At 42.6% G+C, this 25,285-nt stretch carries 22 protein-coding genes and 1 pseudogene; 14 read left to right on the forward strand and 9 right to left on the reverse strand.

Features of this window, described 5'->3' with window-relative positions; all coding sequences use genetic code 11:
* Window positions 1-146: 146 nt before the first annotated feature.
* Window positions 147-1,622, forward strand: coding sequence for a hypothetical protein (locus tag ACZ5LF_RS04355; RefSeq protein ID WP_380570450.1), 1,476 nt, complete (start codon window positions 147-149; stop codon window positions 1,620-1,622).
* A gap of 24 nt (window positions 1,623-1,646) precedes the next feature.
* Here ACZ5LF_RS04355 and ACZ5LF_RS04360 read toward each other — a convergent pair whose 3' ends face one another.
* The 4 genes from ACZ5LF_RS04360 to ACZ5LF_RS04375 form a co-directional block, all read right to left on the reverse strand.
* Complete coding sequence (locus tag ACZ5LF_RS04360) at window positions 1,647-2,171, reverse strand: JAB domain-containing protein (RefSeq protein ID WP_380570449.1); 525 nt, start codon at window positions 2,169-2,171, stop codon at window positions 1,647-1,649.
* A gap of 158 nt (window positions 2,172-2,329) precedes the next feature.
* Window positions 2,330-3,253, reverse strand: a complete 924-nt coding sequence (locus tag ACZ5LF_RS04365; RefSeq protein WP_380570448.1) for a hypothetical protein — start codon at window positions 3,251-3,253, stop codon at window positions 2,330-2,332.
* Between the two features lie 33 nt (window positions 3,254-3,286).
* Window positions 3,287-3,565: a DUF4282 domain-containing protein gene (locus ACZ5LF_RS04370; RefSeq protein WP_380570447.1), complete on the reverse strand. Its 279-nt coding sequence runs from the start codon at window positions 3,563-3,565 to the stop codon at window positions 3,287-3,289.
* Window positions 3,566-3,653: 88 nt separating this feature from the next.
* Window positions 3,654-4,613, reverse strand: a complete 960-nt coding sequence (locus ACZ5LF_RS04375; RefSeq protein ID WP_380710055.1) for an IS30 family transposase — start codon at window positions 4,611-4,613, stop codon at window positions 3,654-3,656.
* A 746-nt stretch (window positions 4,614-5,359) separates the two neighbouring features.
* Here ACZ5LF_RS04375 and ACZ5LF_RS04380 point away from each other — a divergent pair.
* Window positions 5,360-6,713, forward strand: a pseudogene (locus ACZ5LF_RS04380) (transposase).
* Window positions 6,714-7,130: 417 nt separating this feature from the next.
* Here the strand turns inward: ACZ5LF_RS04380 and ACZ5LF_RS04385 are convergent.
* Window positions 7,131-7,871, reverse strand: coding sequence for a hypothetical protein (locus tag ACZ5LF_RS04385; protein ID WP_380570453.1), 741 nt, complete (start codon window positions 7,869-7,871; stop codon window positions 7,131-7,133).
* 255 nt (window positions 7,872-8,126) lie between these two features.
* On the reverse strand, window positions 8,127-8,366 hold the full coding sequence (locus ACZ5LF_RS04390; protein ID WP_380570454.1) for a hypothetical protein: 240 nt from the start codon (window positions 8,364-8,366) through the stop codon (window positions 8,127-8,129).
* A gap of 154 nt (window positions 8,367-8,520) precedes the next feature.
* Here ACZ5LF_RS04390 and ACZ5LF_RS04395 point away from each other — a divergent pair, with 154 nt between their 5' ends.
* Window positions 8,521-9,126, forward strand: a complete 606-nt coding sequence (locus ACZ5LF_RS04395) for a DedA family protein (protein WP_380570455.1) — start codon at window positions 8,521-8,523, stop codon at window positions 9,124-9,126.
* Window positions 9,127-9,166: 40 nt separating this feature from the next.
* Here the strand turns inward: ACZ5LF_RS04395 and ACZ5LF_RS04400 are convergent, their stop codons facing one another.
* Window positions 9,167-9,613 carry an ImmA/IrrE family metallo-endopeptidase gene (locus tag ACZ5LF_RS04400; protein ID WP_380570456.1) on the reverse strand — a complete coding sequence of 149 codons (447 nt, stop codon included), beginning with the start codon at window positions 9,611-9,613 and terminating at the stop codon, window positions 9,167-9,169.
* A 197-nt stretch (window positions 9,614-9,810) separates the two neighbouring features.
* Window positions 9,811-10,161: a helix-turn-helix domain-containing protein gene (locus ACZ5LF_RS04405; RefSeq protein WP_380570457.1), complete on the reverse strand. Its 351-nt coding sequence runs from the start codon at window positions 10,159-10,161 to the stop codon at window positions 9,811-9,813.
* Between the two features lie 356 nt (window positions 10,162-10,517).
* On the opposite strand from ACZ5LF_RS04405, the gene ACZ5LF_RS04410 reads away from it, so the two are divergent.
* From ACZ5LF_RS04410 to ACZ5LF_RS04435, 6 genes are all read left to right on the forward strand, one after another.
* Entirely contained in the window at window positions 10,518-11,447 is a 930-nt protein-coding gene (locus tag ACZ5LF_RS04410; RefSeq protein ID WP_380570458.1) for a DnaD domain-containing protein, read from the forward strand.
* 183 nt (window positions 11,448-11,630) lie between these two features.
* A complete protein-coding gene (locus ACZ5LF_RS04415; protein ID WP_380570459.1) occupies window positions 11,631-12,050 on the forward strand; it encodes a sigma factor-like helix-turn-helix DNA-binding protein in 420 nt (139 codons plus the stop codon).
* Window positions 12,051-12,437: 387 nt separating this feature from the next.
* Window positions 12,438-12,695: a hemolysin XhlA family protein gene (locus tag ACZ5LF_RS04420; protein WP_380570460.1), complete on the forward strand. Its 258-nt coding sequence runs from the start codon at window positions 12,438-12,440 to the stop codon at window positions 12,693-12,695.
* A 15-nt stretch (window positions 12,696-12,710) separates the two neighbouring features.
* Window positions 12,711-12,995 (forward strand): holin, encoded by a 285-nt coding sequence (locus tag ACZ5LF_RS04425; RefSeq protein WP_380570461.1) that lies wholly within the window; start codon window positions 12,711-12,713, stop codon window positions 12,993-12,995.
* Window positions 12,996-13,041: 46 nt separating this feature from the next.
* Entirely contained in the window at window positions 13,042-13,953 is a 912-nt protein-coding gene (locus tag ACZ5LF_RS04430) for an N-acetylmuramoyl-L-alanine amidase (RefSeq protein ID WP_380570462.1), read from the forward strand.
* A gap of 244 nt (window positions 13,954-14,197) precedes the next feature.
* On the forward strand, window positions 14,198-15,427 hold the full coding sequence (locus ACZ5LF_RS04435) for an IS110 family RNA-guided transposase (protein WP_380572277.1): 1,230 nt from the start codon (window positions 14,198-14,200) through the stop codon (window positions 15,425-15,427).
* A gap of 282 nt (window positions 15,428-15,709) precedes the next feature.
* Here ACZ5LF_RS04435 and ACZ5LF_RS04440 read toward each other — a convergent pair whose 3' ends face one another.
* Window positions 15,710-16,900, reverse strand: a complete 1,191-nt coding sequence (locus tag ACZ5LF_RS04440; protein ID WP_380569275.1) for an amidohydrolase — start codon at window positions 16,898-16,900, stop codon at window positions 15,710-15,712.
* Between the two features lie 466 nt (window positions 16,901-17,366).
* Here ACZ5LF_RS04440 and fadX point away from each other — a divergent pair, with 466 nt between their 5' ends.
* The 5 genes from fadX to ACZ5LF_RS04465 are packed head-to-tail and all read left to right on the forward strand — an operon-like array spanning window position 17,367 to window position 25,261.
* The gene (gene fadX, locus ACZ5LF_RS04445; protein ID WP_380569276.1) at window positions 17,367-18,929 is read left to right on the forward strand and encodes a fatty acid degradation protein FadX; all 1,563 of its coding nucleotides are present in this window, start codon (window positions 17,367-17,369) and stop codon (window positions 18,927-18,929) included.
* A 24-nt stretch (window positions 18,930-18,953) separates the two neighbouring features.
* On the forward strand, window positions 18,954-20,468 hold the full coding sequence (gene fadD / locus ACZ5LF_RS04450; protein WP_380569277.1) for a long-chain-fatty-acid--CoA ligase FadD: 1,515 nt from the start codon (window positions 18,954-18,956) through the stop codon (window positions 20,466-20,468).
* Between the two features lie 60 nt (window positions 20,469-20,528).
* Window positions 20,529-21,734 carry an acyl-CoA dehydrogenase FadE gene (fadE, locus tag ACZ5LF_RS04455; protein WP_380569278.1) on the forward strand — a complete coding sequence of 402 codons (1,206 nt, stop codon included), beginning with the start codon at window positions 20,529-20,531 and terminating at the stop codon, window positions 21,732-21,734.
* A 52-nt stretch (window positions 21,735-21,786) separates the two neighbouring features.
* The gene (fadB, locus tag ACZ5LF_RS04460; RefSeq protein WP_380569279.1) at window positions 21,787-24,045 is read left to right on the forward strand and encodes a 3-hydroxyacyl-CoA dehydrogenase/crotonase FadB; all 2,259 of its coding nucleotides are present in this window, start codon (window positions 21,787-21,789) and stop codon (window positions 24,043-24,045) included.
* Window positions 24,046-24,076: 31 nt separating this feature from the next.
* Window positions 24,077-25,261 (forward strand): thiolase family protein, encoded by a 1,185-nt coding sequence (locus ACZ5LF_RS04465; RefSeq protein ID WP_380569280.1) that lies wholly within the window; start codon window positions 24,077-24,079, stop codon window positions 25,259-25,261.
* Window positions 25,262-25,285 lie beyond the last annotated feature (24 nt).

Below are 25,285 nucleotides of genomic sequence, written 5' to 3' on the forward strand. Positions count from 1 at the left end.
TACCTTAACATCTCCTTCTTTCGCGTCTAAAATCCTGGGTCCATTATAATGTTGTATGGGACCCAGCGTGCGGAACAAAAAATTTAACACGTGATTACCAGTTTAAAGAGCTGTATTCTTCGACATTGTTTCAAGAGGAATTAAACATGGGTGAAGTTTACAATAAGGATAATATATCATTTCAATACGATTTTTTAAACGATGACATAGATATAAATCCGGAGTTTAATTTATTTGATTTAAAAATGCCGAATGATTTATTTGAAGCATTGAAGGAAGATAAGCCAATTGTGTTTTTCGCTAATCCACCTTATGCAACTGCTAATGATGCTGGTGCAAAAGGAACTTCTAAACAAGGTAGTGCCCTAACGAAAATGAATAATATGATGAAAAATGAAAATGCAGGCCAGGCATCCCAGCAATTATATGCACAATTTTTCTATCGCATATTAAAGTTGAAGAAAACGTTCAATTTATCGAATGTGCATATTGCATTTTTCAGTAAACCCCTGTTTTTAAATGGTGGGGCATACTGGGAAAAATTTAATGACCTGTTTTTCAAAGAATTTCAATTTAAACAGGGTATGCTTTTAAAGTCTGGAGAGTTTTCAGATGTTACTAATATATGGGCTGTAACATTCAGTGTTTATTCGATGAGGGATACACCTGTTCAAAATTTTGAAAGAAATTTTGAACTGTCCGTAAAGCATTTAACCCCTATAGGTATTAAAGAAATAGGGAGTAAAACAGTGAGAATGGTTGAAAGTGAGAAATTTTTATCTAATTGGTTAAGAGAGCCGACAAAGGGTCGGAAAGACTATAAAGATAAACCATATCCACAGTTCAGTTCAATATTTAATGTTAACGAATCAGAAAGTCATAGAGGAAAGTTACTCACTGATGCATTCGGATATTTTGTTTCTGTAGCAAATAATGTATACAACTCACAAAGAGATGTGGTTATATACAGTGGTTCTGCTTATAAAGCAAATGGCGTATCGATTGTAAAAGAGAATTATGAAAGAGTGGCTGTCACATTTGCTGCACGTAAATCTATTACACATACTTGGCTGAACGATAATGATAACTTTAAAACTCCAACTCAACAAACCATGGAAACTGATGAGTGGTCTGAATTTGTAAACGACTGCATCATTTATTCATTATTTAACGTAAATGCAAGTTATCAGTCATCACAAGAGAACATTTTTTATCATGATGAATTATATGAAATCGAGAACGAAATGTTTTATATGAGTAAGGCACACATTGCACAACTTGCGGAGGAAAATTATTTAAATCAAATCGAAGAACAGTTGAGGTTTCAACGTGAGGAACGTTATGTGTATACTTTGATAAGAGATAGAGTGTTTTCTGAAGAGGCTCAAAAAGTTTATGATACTGCTGTGACTTTAACGGAAAGAGCATTCGAGTATAGAGATATTGTTCATTTAGAACACCCAGAGTGGAGTGTAAAGCGATGGGATGCAGGTTTCTATCAAACCTATAAAATAATTAACAAATATAAAATCGAGGGGTGGGAAAAATTTCGAGAATATTTTAAAATGCTTGAAAGAAAAATAGAAGAAAAAGTATACGATTTTGGAATACTGACGAAATAATAATAAGGATGCTAATTAGCATCCTTATTTATTTTTTGAATAATGTTCATTTCCATCAGCAACAAACAGTTCTAATCTACTGTTTGAACACACATCTAATACATCTGGTCGCTTTTCTCGAACGCTTGTGTACTCAGAGTCCGAGACGATGATATGGTCAAGAAAATCAATGTCTATAAGAGTGCCAGCCATATTGAGTTGCTTTGTAAAATCAATGTCTGCCTCTGATGGTGTTGTGTCTCCAGATGGGTGATTGTGTAAAACAATGATAGCAGCTGAGTTATTAAGTAGTGCAAATTGATATATTTCACGTGGAGATACTGCAGCAGCGTTTAAAGTGCCTGAAAAACATTCATAGACGGCTTCTACATGATTTTTGATATTAAGACTTAGAACAAGCAGAGATTCCTTCACATCACCCTTTAAAAAGTGATTTGCAAGCATAAAGGCATCTTCAGGACAAGTGATTTTATTAAAAGAGTCATTCAATATTTTCTTCTTACGCGCCTGTTGTGATAATTTGATTTTTGATACGACTAACGTTTCCATGTTTGTAACACGCTCCAGTTTTTTGACTGGGGCTACACGCTTAATGCGTGCAGTAAGATTATAAGGATAAACACGGTTGACTATTTTAATAGTCAACCGTGTTTATATAATTAGGTTAATTAAATTTGTAGGTAGCATTTGCTGTCTGTTCTTAAGTATTATTCATTAATAACATGAACATACACTTTGTCACCATCATCTTCATCCGTCAATTTAACTAATCCACTGTCAGAATCCAGATTCAACGTCTCAATGACCTCAGGTGTCTTATAAATCAACAGACTCCGAGTGCCGCCTCTCGCATTTGCATCGGGTCTGATTTCAACCCAGCTTTCATATTTATTAGCATCCACGCTTTTAAATACAGGGAATGCCTTCTCACGTTCCGAACGCGTTGTATCTTCGATGAATTTCAGCGGGTCGTTGATTGAAAATGACATCAGATACGCTGTCGTATTCTTTGCAGGTTCCGACCCCTCACCATGGAGTTTAACATCCATTGATGACACAGGTGAATCCGTCATGAAATAATTTTCCCGCTCTGTCCTCACAAAATTATCAAATTGTGCTTCGTTCATATCTGCCGGGGCATACGTCATCACATTCGGCATTGTGAAGAATATCGGAATCTGCAATGTTTCTGAACCATTTGTCGGTGATGTATATTTGAATATATGCAACGGTTCATAATATGGCTCAACCGTGTAATCCATCGCAATGACGCTGCGTGAACCCACCGGTACGTCAATTTCAGATACAATCGAATCAATTTCAGCCGTCACTTCTTCTTGGCTCATCGTTTGGAAATCATCCATGTCGTGACCGCCCATTCCATCGACAATATACTGGCCATCTTCAAAATAGCCGGCTGTCTGGGGGTAGAGTTTACCCTCTGAATTTTCTTGCACTTCCATGAATGGTACTTTCTCACCTTCGATTGAAAATACATCCAGTACGCTGGCGAGTTCATCCTCCGATGGTATTTGTGAATCAGTGCTATCTTCATCGTTGTCTGGATTGCCACAGGCAACAAGTGTAGTAGTTAACACGACTAATAAAAATGATAGTTTAAAACCTTTCACTATTAAAGAACTCCCTTCAACTTATTCCGTAAATCAATAATTCTTTTTTAAACGTTCATCGATACTATGTAGTTTTTCGTAGATTTTGAAGAAAAGCAGTATCAATTCCATGTAAATTCTAATAACTAGAATCAATATAGGAGCGATAATTAAAATTAAAAAGAACAAACCAAATTCACCGTTGAATAAAGCACCCAACAAACCGAAAAGTGTAATCAGTAGTGCAGCTCCTGCTATAATCCAAAAAACTATTTGAACAATAGAAGGCGTGATAAACTTATCAAACATGATAAACTTCTTTAAATAATCCATAAATGTTCTCCTTTCTTGGCTTAAAACTAAAAGTAATAACGAATAAAATACACTAAATTATTACTTTAAATTTTAAAAATTTCGTTTGTCAAAATAAGCTAGACAGTTCCTTTTCACCCATGTAACTCAAAAAGACTTCCAATGGTGTCCGGTAGTTCAATGATTTTCTCGGTATGTGGTTTCTTCTTGAAGCGACAGACGAGACAAATATCTGATCGACCGTGTTGAAATCCATGTCTTTGGGCAGTCCATCCTTTCTGAGCAGGCCATTGGAATGTTCATTCAATCCCCGTTGAGACGGTGTCCCTGGGTCGGCAAAGTAGATGGACAGATCGTTCTGGTTGCTCATCGATTGCCAGTTGGAGAATTCCTTACCACAGTCGAAAGTGATGGACTTGAACAGGTTTCTGGGCATCTCTTGACACCACGTATTGATGGCAGACTCGATTGCCTGTGCCGTCCGGCCTTCAGGCTTCAAGGTGATAATGACCTTAGACAGGCGTTCAACCAGCGTGATGACGGCACTCTTGTGGCGGACACCGACGATGGTATCTCCCTCGAGATGGCCGAATTCTTCATTGAACGCCGGGTAGTCAGTTGTTCTTTCAGAGATGTTTCGCCTGAAGGCCTGTCTGCCCCGGCGTTCCTGATGGCCATTTGGTTTTCGCTTGCCTTGCATCGGCAGTGTGGCTACATCAAAGGTTTTTCGTTTGAACATTCGATACAGTGTACGGCCCGAGCAGTCAATTGGCATCTCCTGCCGACCGACGATCACATCCGGTGTCCAGCCTTGCGCCACCTGCTTTTCAACATGTTTCTGCTGATCGGTCGGTAGAACAATCCGTTTTCTACCACACCGGCTTTTGTTTTCCTTATAGCGCCGATAATACTCCAGCGCAGTGTGCCCGTCCTTGAGATATGCGATGACATTATGGACCGTCTGACGGGCACGCCCAATCCGTTTCGCAATCTGTGAAGTCGGGGTCTCTTGATGGAAATAGGCTTCTATGATTACTAGCTCGTCCGTGGTAATATGGGTGTAGGTCATGCGTGATCACTCCTATGATTTTCTTTGGTCGGAAAACTCATTTTGAGTGTATCACGCGTGACCCTTTTTAGGTGTCTAGCTTAATTTTACAATCGGCGAAATTATAATATACAATCTAGGTTATATGACTGTATTAATAAGTCAATACAATTTGTAATATATTAACAAAATTTAAGCGAAGAATATAAATTGATTATGTTCCATTATCGTTCCAAAAAGCACAACAATATATGATAATGACTGATAAAAAACCAGCTTTAAAAGGGCGCCGTTGAGAAGTTTTGATAAACTATGATATTGAAGTCAAATCCCTCACTGTCCGTTAAAACTAATTGATATAGCAATGTTTAAAGCGGACATGTCTTCAATACGTGTCCGCTTTTTATTTTCCTCTATAAATTTTTCTTCATCATGTTTCCCTGAGCTGGCTTATGTTCATCGAGCGAATGGCTCTAAGTATAGTAGTATGCTTCGATATTCAGCAGAAGGGTTCAAGGTACAATTAAACTGTGAGATTAGATGTATCGAAAACCATATCAGCCCTGTCACTGTACTCAAAAATTATGAGCTGGCCTCAACCTCATTTATGTACATTTGCAAAATATTATTCTACTTGAATGAATTTCATAATTCCTAGCCCTTACAGGGCAAGGGTTTGAAAACTTAAAAAAGGAAGCACCTCCTCAAATCTTGTATAATGGTAGAGTTGTTAACACAACCATAAAAAGACTGGAGGGGCACTCCCTATGACCATTATACGTCAATCTAGTTTATTTAGCATTCAAGAACTATATGACATGGAACCTACCCAAAAATATGATGCAATTATTTCAGCAATTAATTTGGGGAAAATTTATCACAAAGTGACTAAAAGATCCCGATTTGGCGCACCGGAGGATCTTAATTACGCAGCCATGATTATTTCCCCCTTGTACGATACGTTGAACGAATCCCTACGATAAAGGATTTGGTAAGACGGCTGAACGACGACATTGCCTTTAAATTAAATTGCGGTTTCCTTGTTTCAGATAATGTGCCATCAGAGTCTTCTTATTCTCGCCTTGTCACCAAATTAATTGAGTCTAATATCCTAGAGGAAGAACGAGAAAATGTGATTCTACAAGCCATTGCCGAAGGCTTTATTACAGATGATACAGCCGCTGTTGATGCCACCCATTTTGAAGCGCGTGACCAGGCGCCACCAAAAGAAGAAAAGCACAAGCCTGAGCCCAAAAAACGTGGGCGTAAATCCAAAGAAGAACGCGAACAACGGCTGAAAGAACAAGATGAAAAGGAAGCGAACCTGCCTCTATATGAAAAGAAGATAGAAGCGCAACTAGATGTACCTTTGACTGAATTACGTGCCGAAGTTCCTCAAGACCCAAAATGGGGTGTGAAAAAGAACCCGGAAGGAAAAAATGCCTCTTGGTTTGGTTACAAGGGACCTCCCGCCATTGGTACATCAAGCCAATATATTTTACAAGCCCTTTTTTCTTCTGGAAATCTAAATAATGGTAAAGCAGCGATCCCGTTACTTAAAGGGATAGGGGAACGCCTGCAAATGCCTTCTTTGCACTATCAAACAATGGATGCTGGGTACGATTACGAACCAATATATGAACAAGTACACAGAATGGGACAACAATCTGTGATTGCTTATAACAAGCGGAATGAACCCGAACCCATCGGGTTCGATAAGCATTTTGCCCCTACTTGTTTTCGAGAACACTCTTATCGCTATGATAGTTTTGATGCAAAATACGAAACGCTAAAATATATAAGACCGAAAGAATGTAACGAATGTCCGCTGGCTAATGAAGGTATCTGTCAAAAGGTATACAAGGTTAAAATCACTCAGAACCTTCGGAAGTACACAGCGCCTGTCCGCGGTTCTAAGGCTTGGAAAACGATTTTCAAACGACGTACCGCTGTTGAACGAGTTAACGCATATTTAAAGGAATTTTTCAGTTAGACAACGTCCGCTATCGGACTGGAAAACGTGCCGAAATTCACTTTGACATGGCAACGCTGATTTATAATGCTTCAAAATTGGCAGCAGATCGTATCAATGGAAAATTAAACCAACAGCAAGCTGCATAATCGTTTTTAAAAATTATAATTTTTAATTCTGTTGGTCTTTGTAATTTTAAAATGAGCAATTATGAAATTGATTCACTTAGTATATTTTTTGTGATTCTATGCCTTTTCTGTAGTTGTTGCCGTGAGATTTGATAGAGGTAATGAAATGAGAAATTTATACGCTAATAGAATAACTTTGACTATAAAGAGATTAGTCATAGTATGTCTAATAGGCGACTTATGCTATAAGACAAATTATACATAAATTATTCCGGGAAATGGATATTCAATTATACGTGGCATTGTTCAACTTCTAGGTACAGTTAAAAGATGGCAAGGAGTCAGTCGCTATATTGCTTGGTTTAAACAAACAGAGTACTCGAGATGCGCCGTGCTGATTTAGACCATAGTAAAAGCCACTCATGAAGTGGCTTAATTTTATTCTTTCATTATTTCAATACGTTGCTTGTATTCTTCAGACACTATATCGTAATTCTCATCACTCAAACTCGGGATAATAATGTCTACCCATTCAATATCGTCCGCATCACTATTTCGCAGTAAAAAAGTTACGTCCCCTGTCGACTTAACAGCACCTAGCATTTCAGACTGTAAACCACTGTCCATTAACCACTCGCTCTCTATCTGTTCGCCCGTGCTTGTAATAAGTGTTGTCTGGTTAAGGTAAAAATCTCTTGGATCCTCCACAGTATTTTCGACTGTGTACTCGATAGTTATCATTTGTACTTCGTCTCCGAGTGAGTAACCCTCATCTTCAAAATACCATGCTGTATCTTCATCTAATTTCATGCCAAACACAACAGCGGAATTACGTGTAACAATTAGGCTACCTACTTCTTCAGTAACTTCTTCATCATTATATCCGTATATTTCTGTCAACCCATCCTCGCCGGCAAGTTCTTCGTTTGCTTCTGCAAGTGAACCCGGTTCCTCAACTTCATCAACCACTTCATCAATCTCGTCTTCAACTTCAGCAGCTTCTTCAGTAGTCTCTTCCCCAGTTGTTTCCTCAGTGACCTCTTCAGTTGGTTCGGATTTCTCAGTTTGCTCTTCTGTCGTTTCTTCAGCTACAGTTTCTTCTGACTGCTCTCCATCGGTTCCACAAGCACCGAGTAATAGTGCAGTGGCAAAGCCGCCAGTTAATAGATATTTTTTCATGATATGTAACCTCCTAGATTAAATTACATTTATTGTAACATAGGTTGCTTGTTGGCTAAGCGAGATTTCATCTATATGTTTTTTATAAAGTTTAAATATCAATTTTATTATCATTTAAGCATTGTTCGCTCAAACATATTTTGCTTATGCAACTTATATATCACAATCAAAACCTTAAGATTCAACTAAATAGAGTATATATAATTAAAAATACAGGCATGCCCATCTAAGGTATGCCTGTATTTTACAATGTGTTTATCTATATTGATTGGACGGGTTTTCGCCTTTTTCCAACTCTGCCTGATCTTCCACATCAGGGGCTCTTCCTTGTGTTTCAACATGTTTAGCAAGATCTTTTGATTTCTCATCTCTATAATCACTTTGTTTGGCCTGGGCTTTTTCCTTCATCTGTTCTTTCTGTCTTTTGCCTTCTTCTGCCTTCTGTTCTGCTACTTCTTTCATCCGTTCCTGTTGATTCTTATTTTCTTCTGACATGATCAAACACTCCTTTGTCTGTTCATTTATTTATTATTACCATATTATCCATGCTGTTAAACAATTACAGCATAATGAGATCAAATACGGGTAATTGAAAAGGGTATGTGAAGTATACTTCATCCATAATCTGGGTGTGGTCAAGGAGGATAAAATGGAAAGCCTGCTTACCTATATCATAAATAATTTTGGCTATATCGGCATCGCGTTTTTGATGGCTTTGGAAAATGTTTTTCCACCGATACCTTCTGAAGTCGTGCTGAGTTTCAGCGGGTTCACAACAACTGAATCAAACTTGAGCATGACTGGTGTTGTCGTTTCATCGACCATCGGTTCCGTCTTAGGTGCCATTGCATTATATTACTTCGGCATGTCTCAAGGCCAGAAGCGGATGGAAAATGCTGTCGACAAGTGGGGGCATATCTTCCGCCTCAATCAGGAAGATCTCCTTAAATACAATGATTGGTTCAGTAAATATGAAATAGGGGCGGTTCTTGTAAGCCGCTTCATCCCCGTGATGCGCAGCATCATATCGATTCCTGCAGGGATGGCACGAATGAACATCGTGCTGTTTCTTGCGTTGACCACTTTAGGGACCCTAATTTGGAATACTGTCCTTGTGTATCTCGGCGCTTCGGTCAGTGGCTCCTGGCAGACGATTGTCGGATATATGGATACCTACTCAAAGATCATGTATGGCATCCTGATTGCAGTGGCGCTCTTCCTCATCTTCATACTTATAGGAAGGAAAAGGAAATGATGATTTCATTGATTGATTCTCCATAGAAACCTTAAATATTTTAGTCAAAGGTATTTGCATGCGTATATTCAATCAGCATCTCCATACGTTGCATAGCCAAGTCGATTGGAACTTCAAAATAATTCGCAACATCCTGTGCTTCATATAATTTATGGCGCATAATCAGTTTTTCCGGCATCATCAGCAGCAATGCAAATTTCTCGGCCTCAGCTTCCTGCTTATAGTTGAACGCATGAGGCATTATCTGTTGATTGGTGCAATGGAGGAACATATGTCCAACTTCATGGCAAAACGATTGCCACATTTCAAAGGGATCGCCAACCTTAATGGCGATGATATCCACCCCCTGTTTATTATAATAAAAACTTGTATGGTCGTTATACATGATGTGTGCGGAAAACATGTAAGACAGGTGAGGGATGTTCAAATCCAAGTTATCTGTAATGCAAGTATCAGCCACTTCGTTGACGACTTTCTCAATTCTCATAAAATCCCCCTTAAGGAACGTATGTTCGATTTTATTCTAAAAAAATATCTGACCACCTGAAGCCTATGTGGTCAGTTTATTATTGTCTTTGAATACTGAAGTAGTTCCAAAACACTTTCCAGCGAGAACTAACCATTGTAGTTCGTGTAGAAAAAGCATTGCTTTTACCCATATTCACGATTATCTACGACAGAACGTTATTTCCCCTTGTTCTTCTTCTCAATCCAGAACTCCAACTGATCATTCAATAATTCCCTTAACTCCTGCTTGTCTGCTTCTGAAAGATTATCAAATCCTTCTTTATCAGAAAACATTAGAACGTCAGCTTCTTGCAGCGAGTTCGCTTTTTCTTTCCGATCATTTCCAAGCAGATAGTCGGTGGACACATCATGTAGTTTAGCTATCTTTACAAGCATTTCACTGTCAGGCTTTCGATGGCCATATTCATAGCTCGAATAAGTGCTGGTAGCTATGCTTAATCTACGCGCACTTTCAGCCTTGGTCCATCCCCTCTTTTCCCTAAGATGTATCAGACGGTCTCTATTCATGGCGCTCCCCGCTTTCCTAGATGTTGCTCACATGATAAGTATATGTCATTTACTCTAATAGAGAAAGTTATTTATACATAAAGAGTAATATATTCATTGACTTACTCACAAAGAGTATTATAATGAAAGTTATCAGGGCGCATATTTTAAGGTTTAAAAGTACATTGGTTGTATTATAAATCACAGCAATCAAATAAAAATTTTTGACTTAAAGTTACTCTTTAAGAGTAATATATTGGCTCTGAATTAAATCAAATCGAAGTGGAATATGCAGTAATCCAGAAAATAAGTCAACGCTGAACTGGCTGCTGAATGAATAACTGAAGAAATTAAGCAAGAAGAATGGGGATGATTGCATGACTGGTTGGATCAGTCTACACCGGTGTATAGAAGATCATTGGCTTTTCCAGGAAAAACGAAAATTCTCTAAGTTCGAAGCCTGGGTCGATTTACTGTTGATGGTCAATCATAAAGACAACAAAGTGATGTGTGATAATGAATTGATTCGAGTCGAAAGAGGACAAAGGATAACCAGTATGCGCCAGCTTGGAGAACGTTGGGGCTGGTCGAGAACGAAGGTTGATGGTTTTCTTAAATTATTGGAGAGCGATGGGATGATACTTACAGAAAAAGACACCAAAAAGACACTCCTGACCGTCATTAATTATGATGTTTATCAAAATGGAGATATACAGAAAAGACACCGGAAAGCATCTGAAAAGATACGAGAAGGACGCGCCGGGTACACGCAGGTGACACAAGGACGCACAAACAATAATGACGATAAGGTCAATAACGCATTAATAATGAACAATAATGATGATAACCCATATACATCCATGACTTATGACGCACGTGTCGGAAAGATATTTCAAGCATATGAATATTTTGGCTTCGGTGCAGTAACTGGTGCTTTAAATGCACAAGTGGAGGAGTGGTTAAAGAGGCATTCCCCAGAAATCATCATTGAGGCCATGAAAGAAACTTATGATGCAGGCAAAAAGCATCACAGTCATATCAACGGCATTCTATCCCGCTTTCAGGCTGACGGCTTAGATACTATAGAAAAGGTCAAAGCGGACAAACGGCGGTTTGAACGTGATAATCTAAAGCGCATGCAGCACTCTTACCAACGGAAGCAACGTGAGCAACCGGGTGAAGTGGCGCCATCATGGTTGAATGATGAGAACAGATCGAAATCTGGTGGGGCAACAGAGCCAATCAAGACGGCGGGCGAAGACCCTGAGATTCAAAAGATGATTACGGAATTCAGAAGCGGCGGATAGGTGAGATGACAAAAATAGTGTATGTACAATAACCAGAACTGATCATAAGAGAAGCGTTGAGCCATTACAAAGCTTGCTCGTATTTGAGAATGAAACGATATATAGAAGAGACGCAAGATGGTTGGTGGAGAAGTTCTTATGCTCCCAGCCACAATCAAACTTTAAAATGGGTGGAGTTGAATTATGAAATATACAACTGAAACATACTCGACAGAAAAGATTATGGACATGATCAATAGTTATCCGTATTATATCTCGAAAATAAAAGAATTGCGCGCGCAATATAACTCAGATGTAGGCGGTGGAGCGACTGCTCAATATGGCATCGAATCCGTTATGCCAAAAGCACAGGGCACAACCAGTGACCCCGTACACAATGAAGTGGAAAGACGGCTGAAGAGGGGGGCTGAACTATCTCGTCTTGAAGCGAGAGCACGATATATCCAAAATAGGTGGAGCCGTATTACAGATGAACGTATGGCGCTGGTCTTCAACCTAAGGCTTGATGGCATGACGTACCAAAGTATCGCGGAAGAGGTTGGGGTGTCAACGACACGCGTCTATCAGATCATGAAGGAGGCATGCTTGTTGATGAAGGACTGAAAAAGTTGAAAATGCTGAAATTGTTATAAAAATGATGAGTATGTGGGGGACCTTATATAGAATTAAAGATGGATAGAGAGGATGAAATGCTTGGCCGCACAATTTTCCTCCATTGATCTCGTTTTAAATTCAAATACTGCGAAGACACTCATGTGAGTGTCTTTTTTGTTTGTTGGCAAACATTAACAATCTTGAATAGAACAATACACAAAAAGTAGGGGGTGAAGCAGTGAGAAAGGAGATTTGTCGGCCAAGTTATCTCTGATGATCTATCAGCATTACCGGAAAGACATACTAAAGATATGGGTCTGCTGAGAAGCGGCCTCTTTTTTATGAAAAAAAGGGGGTGGTCAATATGCGCTTGAATATAAGTGAAGGAGTGATTTGATGCCAGTAGATGAAAAAGATATCGTCATTAAGCTATTTGACCGCTTGGGACAGATAGATGGCAAACTGAGCGGGCTGGAGCAGATACGGGAGCGTGCGGATGAGGCATATGACAAGTCCAATAAGGCGTTCGATATGTGCCGACAAAACGAGAAAAAGGTGAAAGAGCTCAAACTGACATTGAAATGGGCAGCCGGTTTTGCAGCCGGGATATTGGTGCCATTCATTATATTTGTACTTGGGTTCATCTTCATATAATGAAAGGAGGTGAAAATGATGGAAGGAATACTGCTGTTCAGTGGGGTCATAGCAAGTATCACACTCGGCCTCGTAGAAGTGTTGAAACGTACCCAAAAGATAAAGAAGAATTTTCTGCCGTTGGTCAGTGTAACAATTGGTGCAGGTCTTGGTGCCTTGAGCGCATTAGTGCCTGAACTGGGTGCTGATTTATCAATGGGCGGCAGGGTGTCCGCAGGCCTGATCAGCGGACTGATGGCTACAGGTGCATGGGAAGTTGCGAAAAGAAGAGAAGGGTTTACAACAGACACTCTAAAATAGGGTGTCTTTTTTATTTCAAATTTAAAAAAATCAAGGAGTGTTGAATATGAGTAAAGTAATTGCATTGGATATTGGACATGGGAACAACACATTCCCGCCAGGTAAAGGTGTCTACAAAGATGGAAAAGGATATGCGGAATTTGATTTTAATAATAAGTTAGGGAAACGCGTAAAACGTCTGCTTGAACATAACGGCTTTAAGGTCATTATGGCACAGCCATTCGACAGCAAAGATGTATATCTTGTGAATCGTACCAACTATTACGGCAGCAAGCGTCCAGATCTTGGAATCTCCCTACATGCCAATGCTGGGACAGAAAGTGCAAATGGGCGTTGTGCATTCTACTGGTATACCAGTAGACAAGGTAAACAGTTCGCAACGAACATCATCAACAATATGAAAAAGAAGGGGTATAGCATCCACGGCAATGGACTGCATGCAGCCCAATATAACTCTTGGACAAACCTTCACATCATCAGGGAATCCACTACTTTTCCGATGGTCCTGGTGGAGCATGGATTTATGACAAACAACTTAGATTTTCCATTGATCTTCGGAAATAAACAAGAACGGTACATTACAGATATGGCGGACTGTGATGTCAAAGCGGTATGTGACTACTTTGGCGTGCAATTCAAGACACTCTCAAATGTAGGCGCGCCTGCACCTGAAGAAGAATGGCAGACTAATCAATATGGTACACAATATCTCAAAACAAGCGGCACTTTTAAAGTCGGGGGCACACGCATCATGTCCCGCATTGGCAGTCCGTTCCTGTCCGCTCCAAAAGGGGGGTATGAAAATCCAGGATGGTCAACTGAATACAGTTATCTATTGAGGCAAGATAATCACATATGGATCGAACACTATGTAAATGGTCAGACGAAATATCTGCCTGTTAAAACATGGAATAGTGTCACTGGTGAAGTCGGGCCAGATTGGGGCACGTTTAGTTAATAAAAACATACTAAGATTAGTACCACAGGACCCGGCCAGGTCCTGTGGTACTATTTTCATATAGTAGGAGTGGAGATCAGGTCGACGAGGTTTTAGGATTTAGAATCCGGAATAAAAACGGGCCAGCTCCACTATCCTTATCTGAATCAGGTTCAGTATGTGGGATCTTCGAGATCGAGTATGAGAAAAGGGAATCGATGAGGATACGTGGTCACTTCTGCTTAAAACAAAGGAGGAGAACCAAATGAAAAGTGTCATCGCATTTGATGTCAGTATGGGACACAGCTACATGGTCGTCTATGATGCTTGGCAGCACTGTATATTTGAAGGGGATATCACGCATACCAGATCGGCTTTTGATAATGTCCGGATCCAGATTGAGACGCAACGGAAACAGGATGGCGTCCTGCCTGATATTGTATTTGAAGCCACAGGGGTCTACTCAAAGGCATTGGAACGCTTCATGCAGGCATGCGGGTTCGAGTATGCGCTGCTCAATCCACTGGCGGCCAAGATGCAGAGCCTGTCCATGCGGATGCACAAGACGGACCGGAGTGATGCCCATAAACTCGCCCAGGCCTGTTTTACCCATCCGCCCCGCAACAAGCAGGTTCAAGAAGGGTATTACGAAGAAATGCGCAGCCTCTCCCGCCACTACGCTGAATTGGAGCAGGAGATTGTCCGACTGAGAACCCGGATGCATGCCCTGGTTCAGATGACCTTCCCGGAACTGGAGCAGCTCTTTACCCGAACTTCCGACCTGTATCTTTCCATCCTCCAACTGTTTCCGCATCCGGATCGGGTGATTGTGCTGTCCAGAACGAAAGTGAAGAATATGATCCTCGGCAGCACCGGGAAGCGCCAGTCCCGAAAACGCGCAGAAGAGAAAGCCGATCAGCTGATGTCGGCGGCCGCAGATGCCTATCCGGCACTGTCTACAGATGACGTCCGAATTGAACAGCTCAGAAACTATGCTGCACGCTGTCAGACCCTGCTGGAGCTGAAGCACCGGCTCATCCAGCAAATGGTCGCCATGTCTCAGGAACAGGCGGAATACCATATCCTGAAGAGCTTTCCAGGGATTGCAGACATTACAGCGGTCCGTATCATCGCTGAAGCCGGAGACATCCGCCGGTTCGACACGGCCAATCAGCTGAATGCCTATACCGGCATCGACATCCGCCGCCATCAATCCGGCATCCTTCTGTACAAGGATAAGATCAATCGGCGCGGCAATAAGCATCTAAGGAAAATCCTGTACTACATGATCGAGAATATGATCCGGAACCAGAGGCACGCGGATAACCATCTGGTGGACTACTATCGGAAACTAAAAAAGCAACCCCATGGTAAACACCATAAGGTTGCCTGCATCGCCTGTGTGAACAAGTTTTTGAAGTGCCTCTTCCATCTTGTCACCGTTGGACAGCGATATGATTACGCTGTGGCCACCCACCACTGCGTCAATTCGTAACTCAAGTATACCACAGCCCCTGCTCCGAAAAAACTGAAAAAGCAGGGCCTATTTGGCATGCCGACATCCCTATCCAGCGGGGCGCCCCGCTGGATAGGGATGAAAAATATGGAATATATGCTTGTAATCTATTGACTAATCGTAAGAAAATGCCTCCCTCGGTTGAGGGAGGATACATAAATTAGCAAGGGGGTTTACTCCCTTATATATTACTCCTTTAAGCAGTTATATAACTCACTGTGCTTCCCTATCTCGTTACTTATATATCGAGCGCAATTCCCATCAGCCCTCAAGTCTATCCAGAACAACCTCACCGAGCGTTTTTGCACTGATCAATAAAGAGTCCTCGTTTATCAAGAATTTAGGATGATGGTTGGGATATGGCTCTTTCATGCCTTCAGGCTTGGCACCGACGTTTATAAATGTGCCAGGAATCTTTTCAAGATAGTAGGAAAAATCTTCCGAGCCGCTGAAAGGTTTGGAATGGATTACCTCATCAATATAGGATCCGACGCTCTTTTTGAGTATATCTTCTACATACTGGGTTTCTCTGGGATGGTTGTATGTGACGGGATAATCATAGAGATAATCAAGCGTGCACTCTACATCGAAAGAGGTTTCAATGCCTCTAGTTATTTTCTTCATTGCCTCGTATGCAGGCTCTTTATTATCTTCGTCCAGATAGCGAACAGTTCCACGTAGCACGACTTTATCCTGTATGACATTAAAGCCTCCAGGCGCATCGAATACTGTGATGGATACGACCACTGAATCGTTCGGGTCCATGCGTCGTGAGACGATGGTCTGGGATTCGGTGACGAAGTAAGAGCCGGCAACGAGGGCGTCATGGGTAGTATGCGGCATGGCACCATGGCCACCAGAACCTTGGATGGTCAAAGTGAAGTTCGATCTGCCGGCCATTGCGTTGCCGGGGACGAGAGCGATGGTTCCGGTATCGAATGCTGGGAAGATATGAATGCCGTAGATTTCGTCCAAGTCATCGAGCATGCCTGATTCGACAATACTTTTTGCACCGCCGGGCGGGACTTCTTCAGCATGTTGATGAATCAGTTTTATGGTGCCTGACCATTCTTCCTTTAGGTCAATGAGCGCTTCCCCCAAGTGGAGCATATAGGCAGTATGGACATCATGACCACAAGCATGCATTACGCCTTCATTTTTAGACTTGAAGGGGACATCCGCTTCTTCCTCTATGGGAAGCGCATCGAAATCAGCGCGCAACCCGATTACCCGGCCCGGACCCTTACCACTGATTTCAACGATGATGCCGTATCCATTACCCATATTATTTATAACCTTGACGTCCTTATCGTGATAGAAGTCTTCAATGAACTTCGCTGTGTTATGCTCTTCAAATGACAACTCGGGATTTTCATGCAGAAATCTTCTGGTTTCAATCATATCCTGCTTTTTATCTTCCAGTTTCCTAAAAAGTTTATCCTTTAACTCCACTATTAATACCCCCTAATATCTTTTGATGTAAATTTTAGCACTCAAGTACCTAAAAGGAACTCGCTAGCATAGTTTACAAAAATGCTGCAGTAGTCTGCGAGGGATGCGGCGGTAGGGAAGGTAGTGCTTAAACTTCAAAAAAATATTACCTTGGCCATTTTTCGACATAAAAGTCAATACTCATTTATTTCATATTTACACTTTTATTTTTGCCCTTGGATATTACATATTCTTATAGCTCACACGCATCTGGAATGCTTGTAAAATCAGGGTTTAGAGCCGAATTAGTACTAGGTTATATAATCAGACATAAAACTTTGCGATAGTAAAAGTTTGATATTTCTGAAATGAAAACGTTTACAATTTATAATCATGATGATACATTGAAATTGTAAGGTCAACATAAACAGGGGGATGTTATATGTTAAAAGTGTTTTTGGAATAAAAAATGTCGGGAGAATGGGATATGAAGATTATTTCATACAATGATTTAGAGCATATCGTTAAAACAGGGGATGTCATTGCGATAGCTGCTCTATCAGTGGGTAATCTGCCAGTCGAAATTCTTAAAAACTTGGCAGAACAGCATGATGAGAATAAGGAAGTAAATGATCTTACGTTTGTCGTTTCGAACGACATCAGTGATTTTGATGATGGATTCGATTTGGATTCCTTTGTTACACGGGGGATGGTCAAACGCATCATCACAAGTTTGGTGATAGCATCGCCGTTTACAGTTAAGGCGGTTAAAAATAATGAAATAGAAATGTATTTCCTGCCCCAAGGCATTATAGCCACCCAGTATCGCCATCAGTCATCGGCTTCACCAGGCATGATTTCTAAGGTTGGGTTGAACACAGTTGTTGATCCAAGGTATTCGGGTGGCAGAGCAAATGATGTGACTAGGGAAGATATAGTGTCAGTCATTGATATCGATGATGAAGAATATCTGCATTATAAATTCCCTAAAATTGATATTGCGTTATTGAGGGGAACTTATGCGGATGAGAAGGGCAACATCTACATGACCCATGAATCCCACCTCGGAGAAGGGTATGCTGCAGCTGCGGCAGCGCGCAGTAATAACGGCAAGATAATCGTCCAGGTGAAAGAAATCATCAAGAATGGCAGCTATAATCCAAAAGACGTATTTATCCCTGCCGAACTTGTAGATTACGTGGTCGTCAATAAAGATCCTAAATACCATAAGCAGGTGATACAGGACTATTATGATCCGGCCTTGGCGGGTCATTATAGGATTGCAGAGCCTAGACAAGGTTTTCCGAAGTTTGACGCTCGTAAAATAATTCTTAGACGCTCAGCCCAATTCCTTTCACCGGGAGATGGTGTAAGCATCGGTTATGGAATCAATAACGAGCTCTCCAGCCTACTGCGTGAAGAGAAGGTGGATGAGCTTGTGAATCTGAACATCGATACCGGTATTTTCGGCGGCATGTTCGGCAGCGGTAATCGCTTCGGCATGAACTACAACCTGGATGCCAGAATACGCCATGACATGACTTGGGATTTCATATTCAATGATGGTCTCGACATCGCATACTTGAGTTTTGCGGAAATCGACCGTCATGGCAATGTCAATGTCTCGGCCTTTGGGGAGAGGCTGAATGGCAGCGGCGGCTTTATAGACATCAGCCAAACTGTCCAGATATTGATCTTTTCGGGCACCATGGTTGTAGGCAGCAAGGCAGAGTGCCGTGGGAAGACTCTTGAAATAAAAGAGGAGGGACATACCAGGAAGTTCGTGGACAGCGTCAAAAGCATGGACTTCAACGCGGCTTATTCAAGACAGCTCAGACAGCAGGTCTACTATGTTACAGAACGTGCGGTCTTTGAGTTGACTGATGCAGGGTTGAAAGTCATTGAAATCGCACCAGGGCTTCAACTGGAAAAAGATGTACTTTCTCAGATGGATTTCAAACCGATCATTGCGGAAGATATAAAAGTAATGGATCCGGAAATCTATCAGGAAACATGGGGGAAGCTGCAATATTCCATAAAGGGAGAATAATCACAAACAAAGGGGAAGATAGACATGAACTACGATTGGATTAAGACACGGGCGGACTATGATGAAGTGAAGCCGGCAATAATAGATCCTCTGAAGGGGACTGAGTGGTCTTACCAGGATATGGACAAGCGTGCTGAAAACTTGGCGAATCACCTGAAGGAACAAGGTATTGGCCATGGCGATGTAGTCGGGATATTTGCGCCTAATGATGTAGCAATATTCGATCTGCTATTCGCGACATTCAAGATGGGGGCTGTATTTCTACCGATGAACTGGCGTTTGAGTCCAAAAGAGATTCAGAGCGTCATTTCAGATTCCGGCGTCAAGTTGATCTTATATGCAGAAAAACATAAAGAAAGCCTGACCGGTACTCCTGAAGGTCTGCTTCATATGAATATCGATTCGAAAGAATATGATGACATATGCCACCCTGATAATCATAGGCCTTTCAAAACTGTCGATGTTGAAAGTGATGAGCTTGCAGCACTAATCTATACAAGCGGTACGACAGGACTCCCTAAAGGAGTGATGTTCACATATGATTCATTCGTCAGCAATATCGTGAACACGGCACTGACCTATAAGATTAATGCATCATATAAGACAATCCTAACGACACCGCTATTCCATGTACTTGGATTGAATGATACCGCGCTGCCGGCAATCATGGTGGGGGGCACATTGGTGCTGCACCGCTATTACGACGGGGCACAGTTGAATGATCTGATGGCGGAGCATAAACCGGATTACCTCACGTTAATACCGACGATGTACTACGGCATGATTTTTGAGGAGAACTTTGATATTAAAAACTTTGAAAATATAAGGTTCCTGATCCAGGGAGGATCCTCTCCGTTGCCAGCTGTCCAAAGGCACTTCGAAAGCATGGGGCACACGCTGATCAATGGCTATGGTCTCACTGAGGCACCGCTGGCAATGGTCAATACACCAGAGAATGCCAAAAGAAAACCTATGAGCATCGGCAAGCCGATCATGTATGTCGACATGAAGTTGCTCGATGACGACGGCAATGAAGTTGGAACGAATGAAATAGGTGAACTCGCGATTAAAGGAAAAAACGTAACTCCAGGCTATTGGAATAGGCCGGATCTGACTGAAAAATCATTCCACAACGGCTATTTCCTGACAGGGGACCTCGCCCGGAAAGATGAGGATGGCGACATATTCATCGTCAACCGTAAGAAAGAACTGATCATCACCGGTGGTGAAAATGTTCTGCCATCTGAAGTGGAGTCGGTATTGTCAGAGCATCCACTAGTGAGGCAATCAATAGTAGTCGGATTCGATCACCCGAAATATGGTGAATCGGTCTCTGCAGCAGTCGTCCTGAAGGAGGATGAAGAAGGTTTTGAAGAGACCTTGAACGCACATATGAGGGAAAGGTTGGCAGGCTATAAAGTTCCGAGGATGTATCTGAATCTGACAGATATCCCGTTGAACTCGACTGCAAAACCGGATAGGATGGCCATCCAGAAACTCATGAACGAAAAAGCGCAGGAGAATGGGCTTGTTCACTAGTTCACTAGGCAGTAAACAGCAATTTTGAAAGCGGTATAATAAAATGATGGGGGAAATATAATGGCAACTAAAGATGAACTATTGAAGGAATTATATCCAGAAGATCTGTTGAACGTCTCCAAAGAACTCACTGAAGGAGAAGTGAAATTTTTAAAACAACTGAACGATCTGCTTGAGAGTAAATACCGGGATTCGATCAATGACCATTGGATAAATGCAACCATTCCGGAAGGCTTCTTTGAAGAGATGGGCAAACTTGATTATTTCAATAATCCCTTGTTGTTTGAAGGACGGGAAGGCGCCAGAATGGCAAGTCAGATGTTCCAGTTCTTCCTATCCTACACAGTAGCCAGGTTTGATGTATCACTGGTGACTTTGCTTGGTGTCCATCAGGGGCTTGGTCACAACGCCTTCTTGTTCGGAGGAAGTAAAGAGCAGGTTGCGCACTATATTCCAAAACTCCAGTCCCACGAACTCAGAACGTGTTTTGCATTGACTGAACCGGAGCACGGATCCGATGTAGCGGGAGGATTGGAGACGACGGCAAAACGTGAGGGCGACAAATGGATCATAAATGGTGCGAAGAAATGGATCGGGGGAGCGAATGTATCAGATGTCATTCCTTTGTTTGCGGTCGATGTTGAAACCGGCAAGCCGAAAGGTTTCATCATCCGGCCCGAGCAGGAAGGTGTCGATATCGATATTATAGAGAATAAAATTGCACTCAGAATCATACCCAATGCCAACATCCATTTAAAGGATGTCGTAGTGGAAGAGGCGGATCGACTGCAGAATATCAATAGCTTCAAAGATATCGCCAAAATCCTTTATTCGACACGTGCAGGCGTGGCATATATGGCGACAGGTGCAATGGCAGGGGCACTGCGTGCCACACTTGATTATGTGACCAAACGTAAGCAGTTCGGCAAGGAGATCAGCAAGTACCAATTGATCCAGGAAAAACTGGCCATGATGCAAGGTAACCTATCGCAGGCAATCACTTTATCTGCACAACTTGCACGTATGCAGGAGAAGGGTGAATACGATGAAGTGGCGACCTCTACTGCGAAGATGATGAACGCATTACGCCTAAGGGAATCTGTGGCGATGGGCAGAGGCATCACAGGTGGCAATGGTATTCTTGCCGAGTATGATATCGCCAGGTTCTTCTCGGATGCTGAAGCGGTATACACGTACGAAGGCACCCATGAAATAAATGCATTGGTGATAGGCCGTGCATTGACCGGCGACTCTGCATTCATCTAAAGCCCATAGTGCAAAAGTACATCGGAGATCAAATAATTTGGAGGGTATTTCCATGACGATAAGAAAAGCAACTGTTCTAGGTGCTGGGGTAATGGGCAGTCAGATTGCTGCACTGCTCGTCAATGCCGGCTTGAAAGTGAAATTATTGGATATAGTGGCAGATGACAAAGATCGTAACAAGGTTTCAAAAAAAGCATATGAGATGATAACGGATAAAAAACGTCCGCAGCTGTTCGACCTGGATTTTGCATCAAACTTGTCCTACGGCAACTTTGAGGATGACTTGAAGGGGCAGGATGATTCGGATATCTTCATTGAAGCCGTTAAGGAAGAGTTGGAAATCAAACATGAAGTGTGGAATAAGGTGAAGGGTGTTGCCAAAGATAATGCACTGTTTGCGACGAACACTTCCGGTATACCGATTGCTTATATCGCGAAAGTATTGGGTGAAGAAGAGCGCAGAAGATTCTTTGGAATGCATTTCTTCAACCCGCCAAGGATAATGAAGCTTGTGGAAATCATTCCGCTTGAAGACACTTCTGAACAATCGGTCGATGAAGCGCAAGCTTTCGCTGAAGACAAGCTTGGTAAGGGCGTAGTGATTGCAAATGATGTTCCGGGATTTGTCGCCAACCGGGTTGGGACCCAGACGATGAATGACATCATGTACCGCGCGGAAAACCAAGGAATGTCGATTACGGAAACGGACGCTCTGACAGGACGCAGCATCGGCAGGCCAAGTACAGGGACCTACGGGTTGAGTGATCTGGTTGGACTGGACATTGCTGTCACTGTAACAAAAGGACTGCAGCAGATTCCCGAAGAGAAGGAATTCTTCCATGATACTAAAATAGCTGAAAAACTAGTCGGACAGGGTGCACTCGGCAGGAAGACCAAGCAGGGCTTCTACAAGAAGGATAAGAAGGAGGTACTCGTCTTCGACCCGGAGCAGAATGATTATGTCTCCCAACAGCAACCACAGTTTGAAATCCTGGGGCAGTTCAGCAAAGATCTGGAAGCGAACATGGATGTAATATTCAATGCTCAAGATGAAGCGGGGCTGTTCATGTGGGAGACGCTCAGAAACAACTTCTATTATTCTACTTTGAATGTACCGAAAGCTGCTTCTGACTATAAAGATATAGACCGGGCGCTTGTATGGGGGTTCAATTGGAAGAAGGGGCCGTTCCAGCTCTGGGATCTTATGGGATTCGAACGCGTTAAAAACCGCATGAAGGAAGAACTTGGTGAATTACCGGACTGGATCGAGGAACGCACTTCAGGATTCTATGAAGCAGGCGAGACGATTGAGCGGACAGCTCCAGTGGCATCGTTCATAGACAGCCAAATATGGGACCGGGAAGATTCCAACCTGTCGGTGGTCCATTCCGATCAGTTGCTGTTGAAGTTGCAAAGCGCCAACAATATCATTTCGGACGGCTTCTCAAGTGATCTGATTGAAGCCATAGGCTTGCTCGAAACTGAAGATTTCTCAAGTATGGTCATCTACGCTGATGGCCGGAACTTCAGCGTAGGTGCAAATCTATACATGATGAAGAAAGCGCATGAAATGAAGCAGGTGGATGAGCTCGTCGGTCCAGCCATAGACCAGCTCCATGAAAGTTTCAATCGCTTGAAATATACACTGAAACCGATTGTAACAGCTGTACAAGGTCAGGCACTTGGTGGTGGGTGTGAACTGGTGCTGCACTCCCCGTTTGTCGTAGCTGCAAGCGAAACTTATATGGGTATGGTGGAGACTGGTGTCGGCCTGTTACCGAGTGGTGGGGGGCTTGCTGAAATGGCGGATCGCATATTAAGCACTACTCATAAGCATAACGACAAGCAGGAATCGATGACGGATATACTGATGAACATCGGCTTGGCTAAAGTGTCCACCAATGCCTATGAAGCAAAGAGGTATGGCTACTTGAGAGATACAGATTCCATATTGCTTAATTCAGAAAAACGTGTTGAAGTGGCGCTTGAGAAAGCACGATTTGAAGCCAACACCAATTATATACCGAAACCAAAGGGCCAATATATTGCTTTAGGACGCGATTTCATTGCACTTATTAAAGGTCAGCTTGATGCCCAGCGTCTCGGACATTTCATCAGTGACTATGATTATGAAATCACTTTGAAAATTGCAGAGGCATTGGCAGGTGGAAATCTACCGCGAAACACCTATGTGAATCAAAGATATATCCAGAAGCTGGAACGCGAACGTTTCTTGAGCCTGCTTCAAAACGAAAAGACGCACGCAAGAATCAGTCATATGCTTGAAACAGGGAAACCACTACGCAATTAATGGATCGGTTAAAAAGAAAGGATGAGTCTTAATGCAGGAAGCATATATAGTGGCTTATGGCCGTTCTGCTGCAGGCAGAGCTAAAAACGGCGCGATGTTTCACGATAGGCCGGATGAAGTAGCAGCACAAGTACTTAAAGGCGTGCTGGAACGTGTGGATGGAGGGTTCGAATCTTCCATGGTCGAAGATGTCATAGTGGGCAATGCTTTTCCAGAGGGACTACAGGGTCAAAATATAGCCCGCTCCATTGCATTGCTTGCGGGAATGCCAAACAGCGTACCGGGACAGACTGTAAACCGCTACTGTTCATCAGGGCTTCAAACGATTGCGATGGCAGCAAACCAGATTCAGGCTGGGCAGGCGGATGTCCTGGCGGCAGGTGGAATTGAGCTGATGAGCGCTGTACCGATGGGGGGCAACGAGCCTACAAACAGTCCGATTCTTCAAGATGCAGACTCAGGGGTTTCCTATCCGATGGGATTGACCGCAGAAATGGTGGCTGAGGAGTTCCAAGTCTCCCGGGAAGATCAGGATGCCTACGCAGTGCAGAGCCATCAGCGTGCCAAAGCGGCACTAGATGCGGGCCGTTTTGAAGATGAAATTATTCCGATCGATGTGACAAAAGTGTCCTATGACCAGAATGGACCCGTCGTCACCAAGGAAGAATTTAAAACAGATGAGCATATACGCCCGGGCACTACAATGGAAGGATTGTCGAAACTGCCTACAGTATTCAAGGCAGATGGCACAGTGACTGCAGGTACATCAGCCCCATTGACCGATGGCACCGGCTTCGTCGTTCTGATGTCAGGTGATAAGGTGAAGGAACTTGGGGTGACACCAATCGCGAGGTTCGTCGGGTTCAAAGCTGTAGGCGTCGATCCTAAAATAATGGGGATTGGGCCGGCATATGCCATCCCTGAAGTGCTCGAGCAGACCAACCTATCAGTTGAGGATATGGACCTGGTGGAATTGAATGAAGCGTTTGCTTCTCAGACTGTCGCCTCAATCCGTAAAACTGGCTTGGACATCGATAAGACAAACGTAAACGGCGGCGCAATATCGCTCGGACATCCACTCGGCGCTTCGGGTGCGATGCTTACGGCACGTCTGTTATCAGAAATGAAACGCAGGCCCGATTCGAAATATGGCATGGTCACCATGTGCATCGGGGTCGGCATGGGTGCAGCAGGCGTCTTTGAATATGTAAGGTAGTCCAAACCCTCCAGCAGATAAAAC

This window comes from Salinicoccus siamensis, assembly GCF_055391965.1.

Excerpts from the sequence above, each read along its gene's own strand:
- ACZ5LF_RS04410 (WP_380570458.1), top strand. The coding sequence starts at position 10,518 with ATGACTGGTTGGATCAGTCTACACCGGTGTATAGAAGATCATTGGCTT.
- fadD (WP_380569277.1), top strand. The coding sequence starts at position 18,954 with ATGAACTACGATTGGATTAAGACACGGGCGGACTATGATGAAGTGAAG.
- ACZ5LF_RS04385 (WP_380570453.1), bottom strand. The coding sequence starts at position 7,871 with ATGAAAAAATATCTATTAACTGGCGGCTTTGCCACTGCACTATTACTC.
- ACZ5LF_RS04415 (WP_380570459.1), top strand. The coding sequence starts at position 11,631 with ATGAAATATACAACTGAAACATACTCGACAGAAAAGATTATGGACATG.
- ACZ5LF_RS04360 (WP_380570449.1), bottom strand. The coding sequence starts at position 2,171 with ATGGAAACGTTAGTCGTATCAAAAATCAAATTATCACAACAGGCGCGT.
- ACZ5LF_RS04420 (WP_380570460.1), top strand. The coding sequence starts at position 12,438 with ATGCCAGTAGATGAAAAAGATATCGTCATTAAGCTATTTGACCGCTTG.
- ACZ5LF_RS04400 (WP_380570456.1), bottom strand. The coding sequence starts at position 9,613 with ATGAGAATTGAGAAAGTCGTCAACGAAGTGGCTGATACTTGCATTACA.
- ACZ5LF_RS04465 (WP_380569280.1), top strand. The coding sequence starts at position 24,077 with ATGCAGGAAGCATATATAGTGGCTTATGGCCGTTCTGCTGCAGGCAGA.
- ACZ5LF_RS04405 (WP_380570457.1), bottom strand. The coding sequence starts at position 10,161 with ATGAATAGAGACCGTCTGATACATCTTAGGGAAAAGAGGGGATGGACC.
- fadE (WP_380569278.1), top strand. The coding sequence starts at position 20,529 with ATGGCAACTAAAGATGAACTATTGAAGGAATTATATCCAGAAGATCTG.
- ACZ5LF_RS04435 (WP_380572277.1), top strand. The coding sequence starts at position 14,198 with ATGAAAAGTGTCATCGCATTTGATGTCAGTATGGGACACAGCTACATG.
- fadB (WP_380569279.1), top strand. The coding sequence starts at position 21,787 with ATGACGATAAGAAAAGCAACTGTTCTAGGTGCTGGGGTAATGGGCAGT.
- fadX (WP_380569276.1), top strand. The coding sequence starts at position 17,367 with ATGAAGATTATTTCATACAATGATTTAGAGCATATCGTTAAAACAGGG.
- ACZ5LF_RS04425 (WP_380570461.1), top strand. The coding sequence starts at position 12,711 with ATGATGGAAGGAATACTGCTGTTCAGTGGGGTCATAGCAAGTATCACA.
- ACZ5LF_RS04430 (WP_380570462.1), top strand. The coding sequence starts at position 13,042 with ATGAGTAAAGTAATTGCATTGGATATTGGACATGGGAACAACACATTC.
- ACZ5LF_RS04375 (WP_380710055.1), bottom strand. The coding sequence starts at position 4,613 with ATGACCTACACCCATATTACCACGGACGAGCTAGTAATCATAGAAGCC.
- ACZ5LF_RS04355 (WP_380570450.1), top strand. The coding sequence starts at position 147 with ATGGGTGAAGTTTACAATAAGGATAATATATCATTTCAATACGATTTT.
- ACZ5LF_RS04390 (WP_380570454.1), bottom strand. The coding sequence starts at position 8,366 with ATGTCAGAAGAAAATAAGAATCAACAGGAACGGATGAAAGAAGTAGCA.
- ACZ5LF_RS04370 (WP_380570447.1), bottom strand. The coding sequence starts at position 3,565 with ATGGATTATTTAAAGAAGTTTATCATGTTTGATAAGTTTATCACGCCT.
- ACZ5LF_RS04395 (WP_380570455.1), top strand. The coding sequence starts at position 8,521 with ATGGAAAGCCTGCTTACCTATATCATAAATAATTTTGGCTATATCGGC.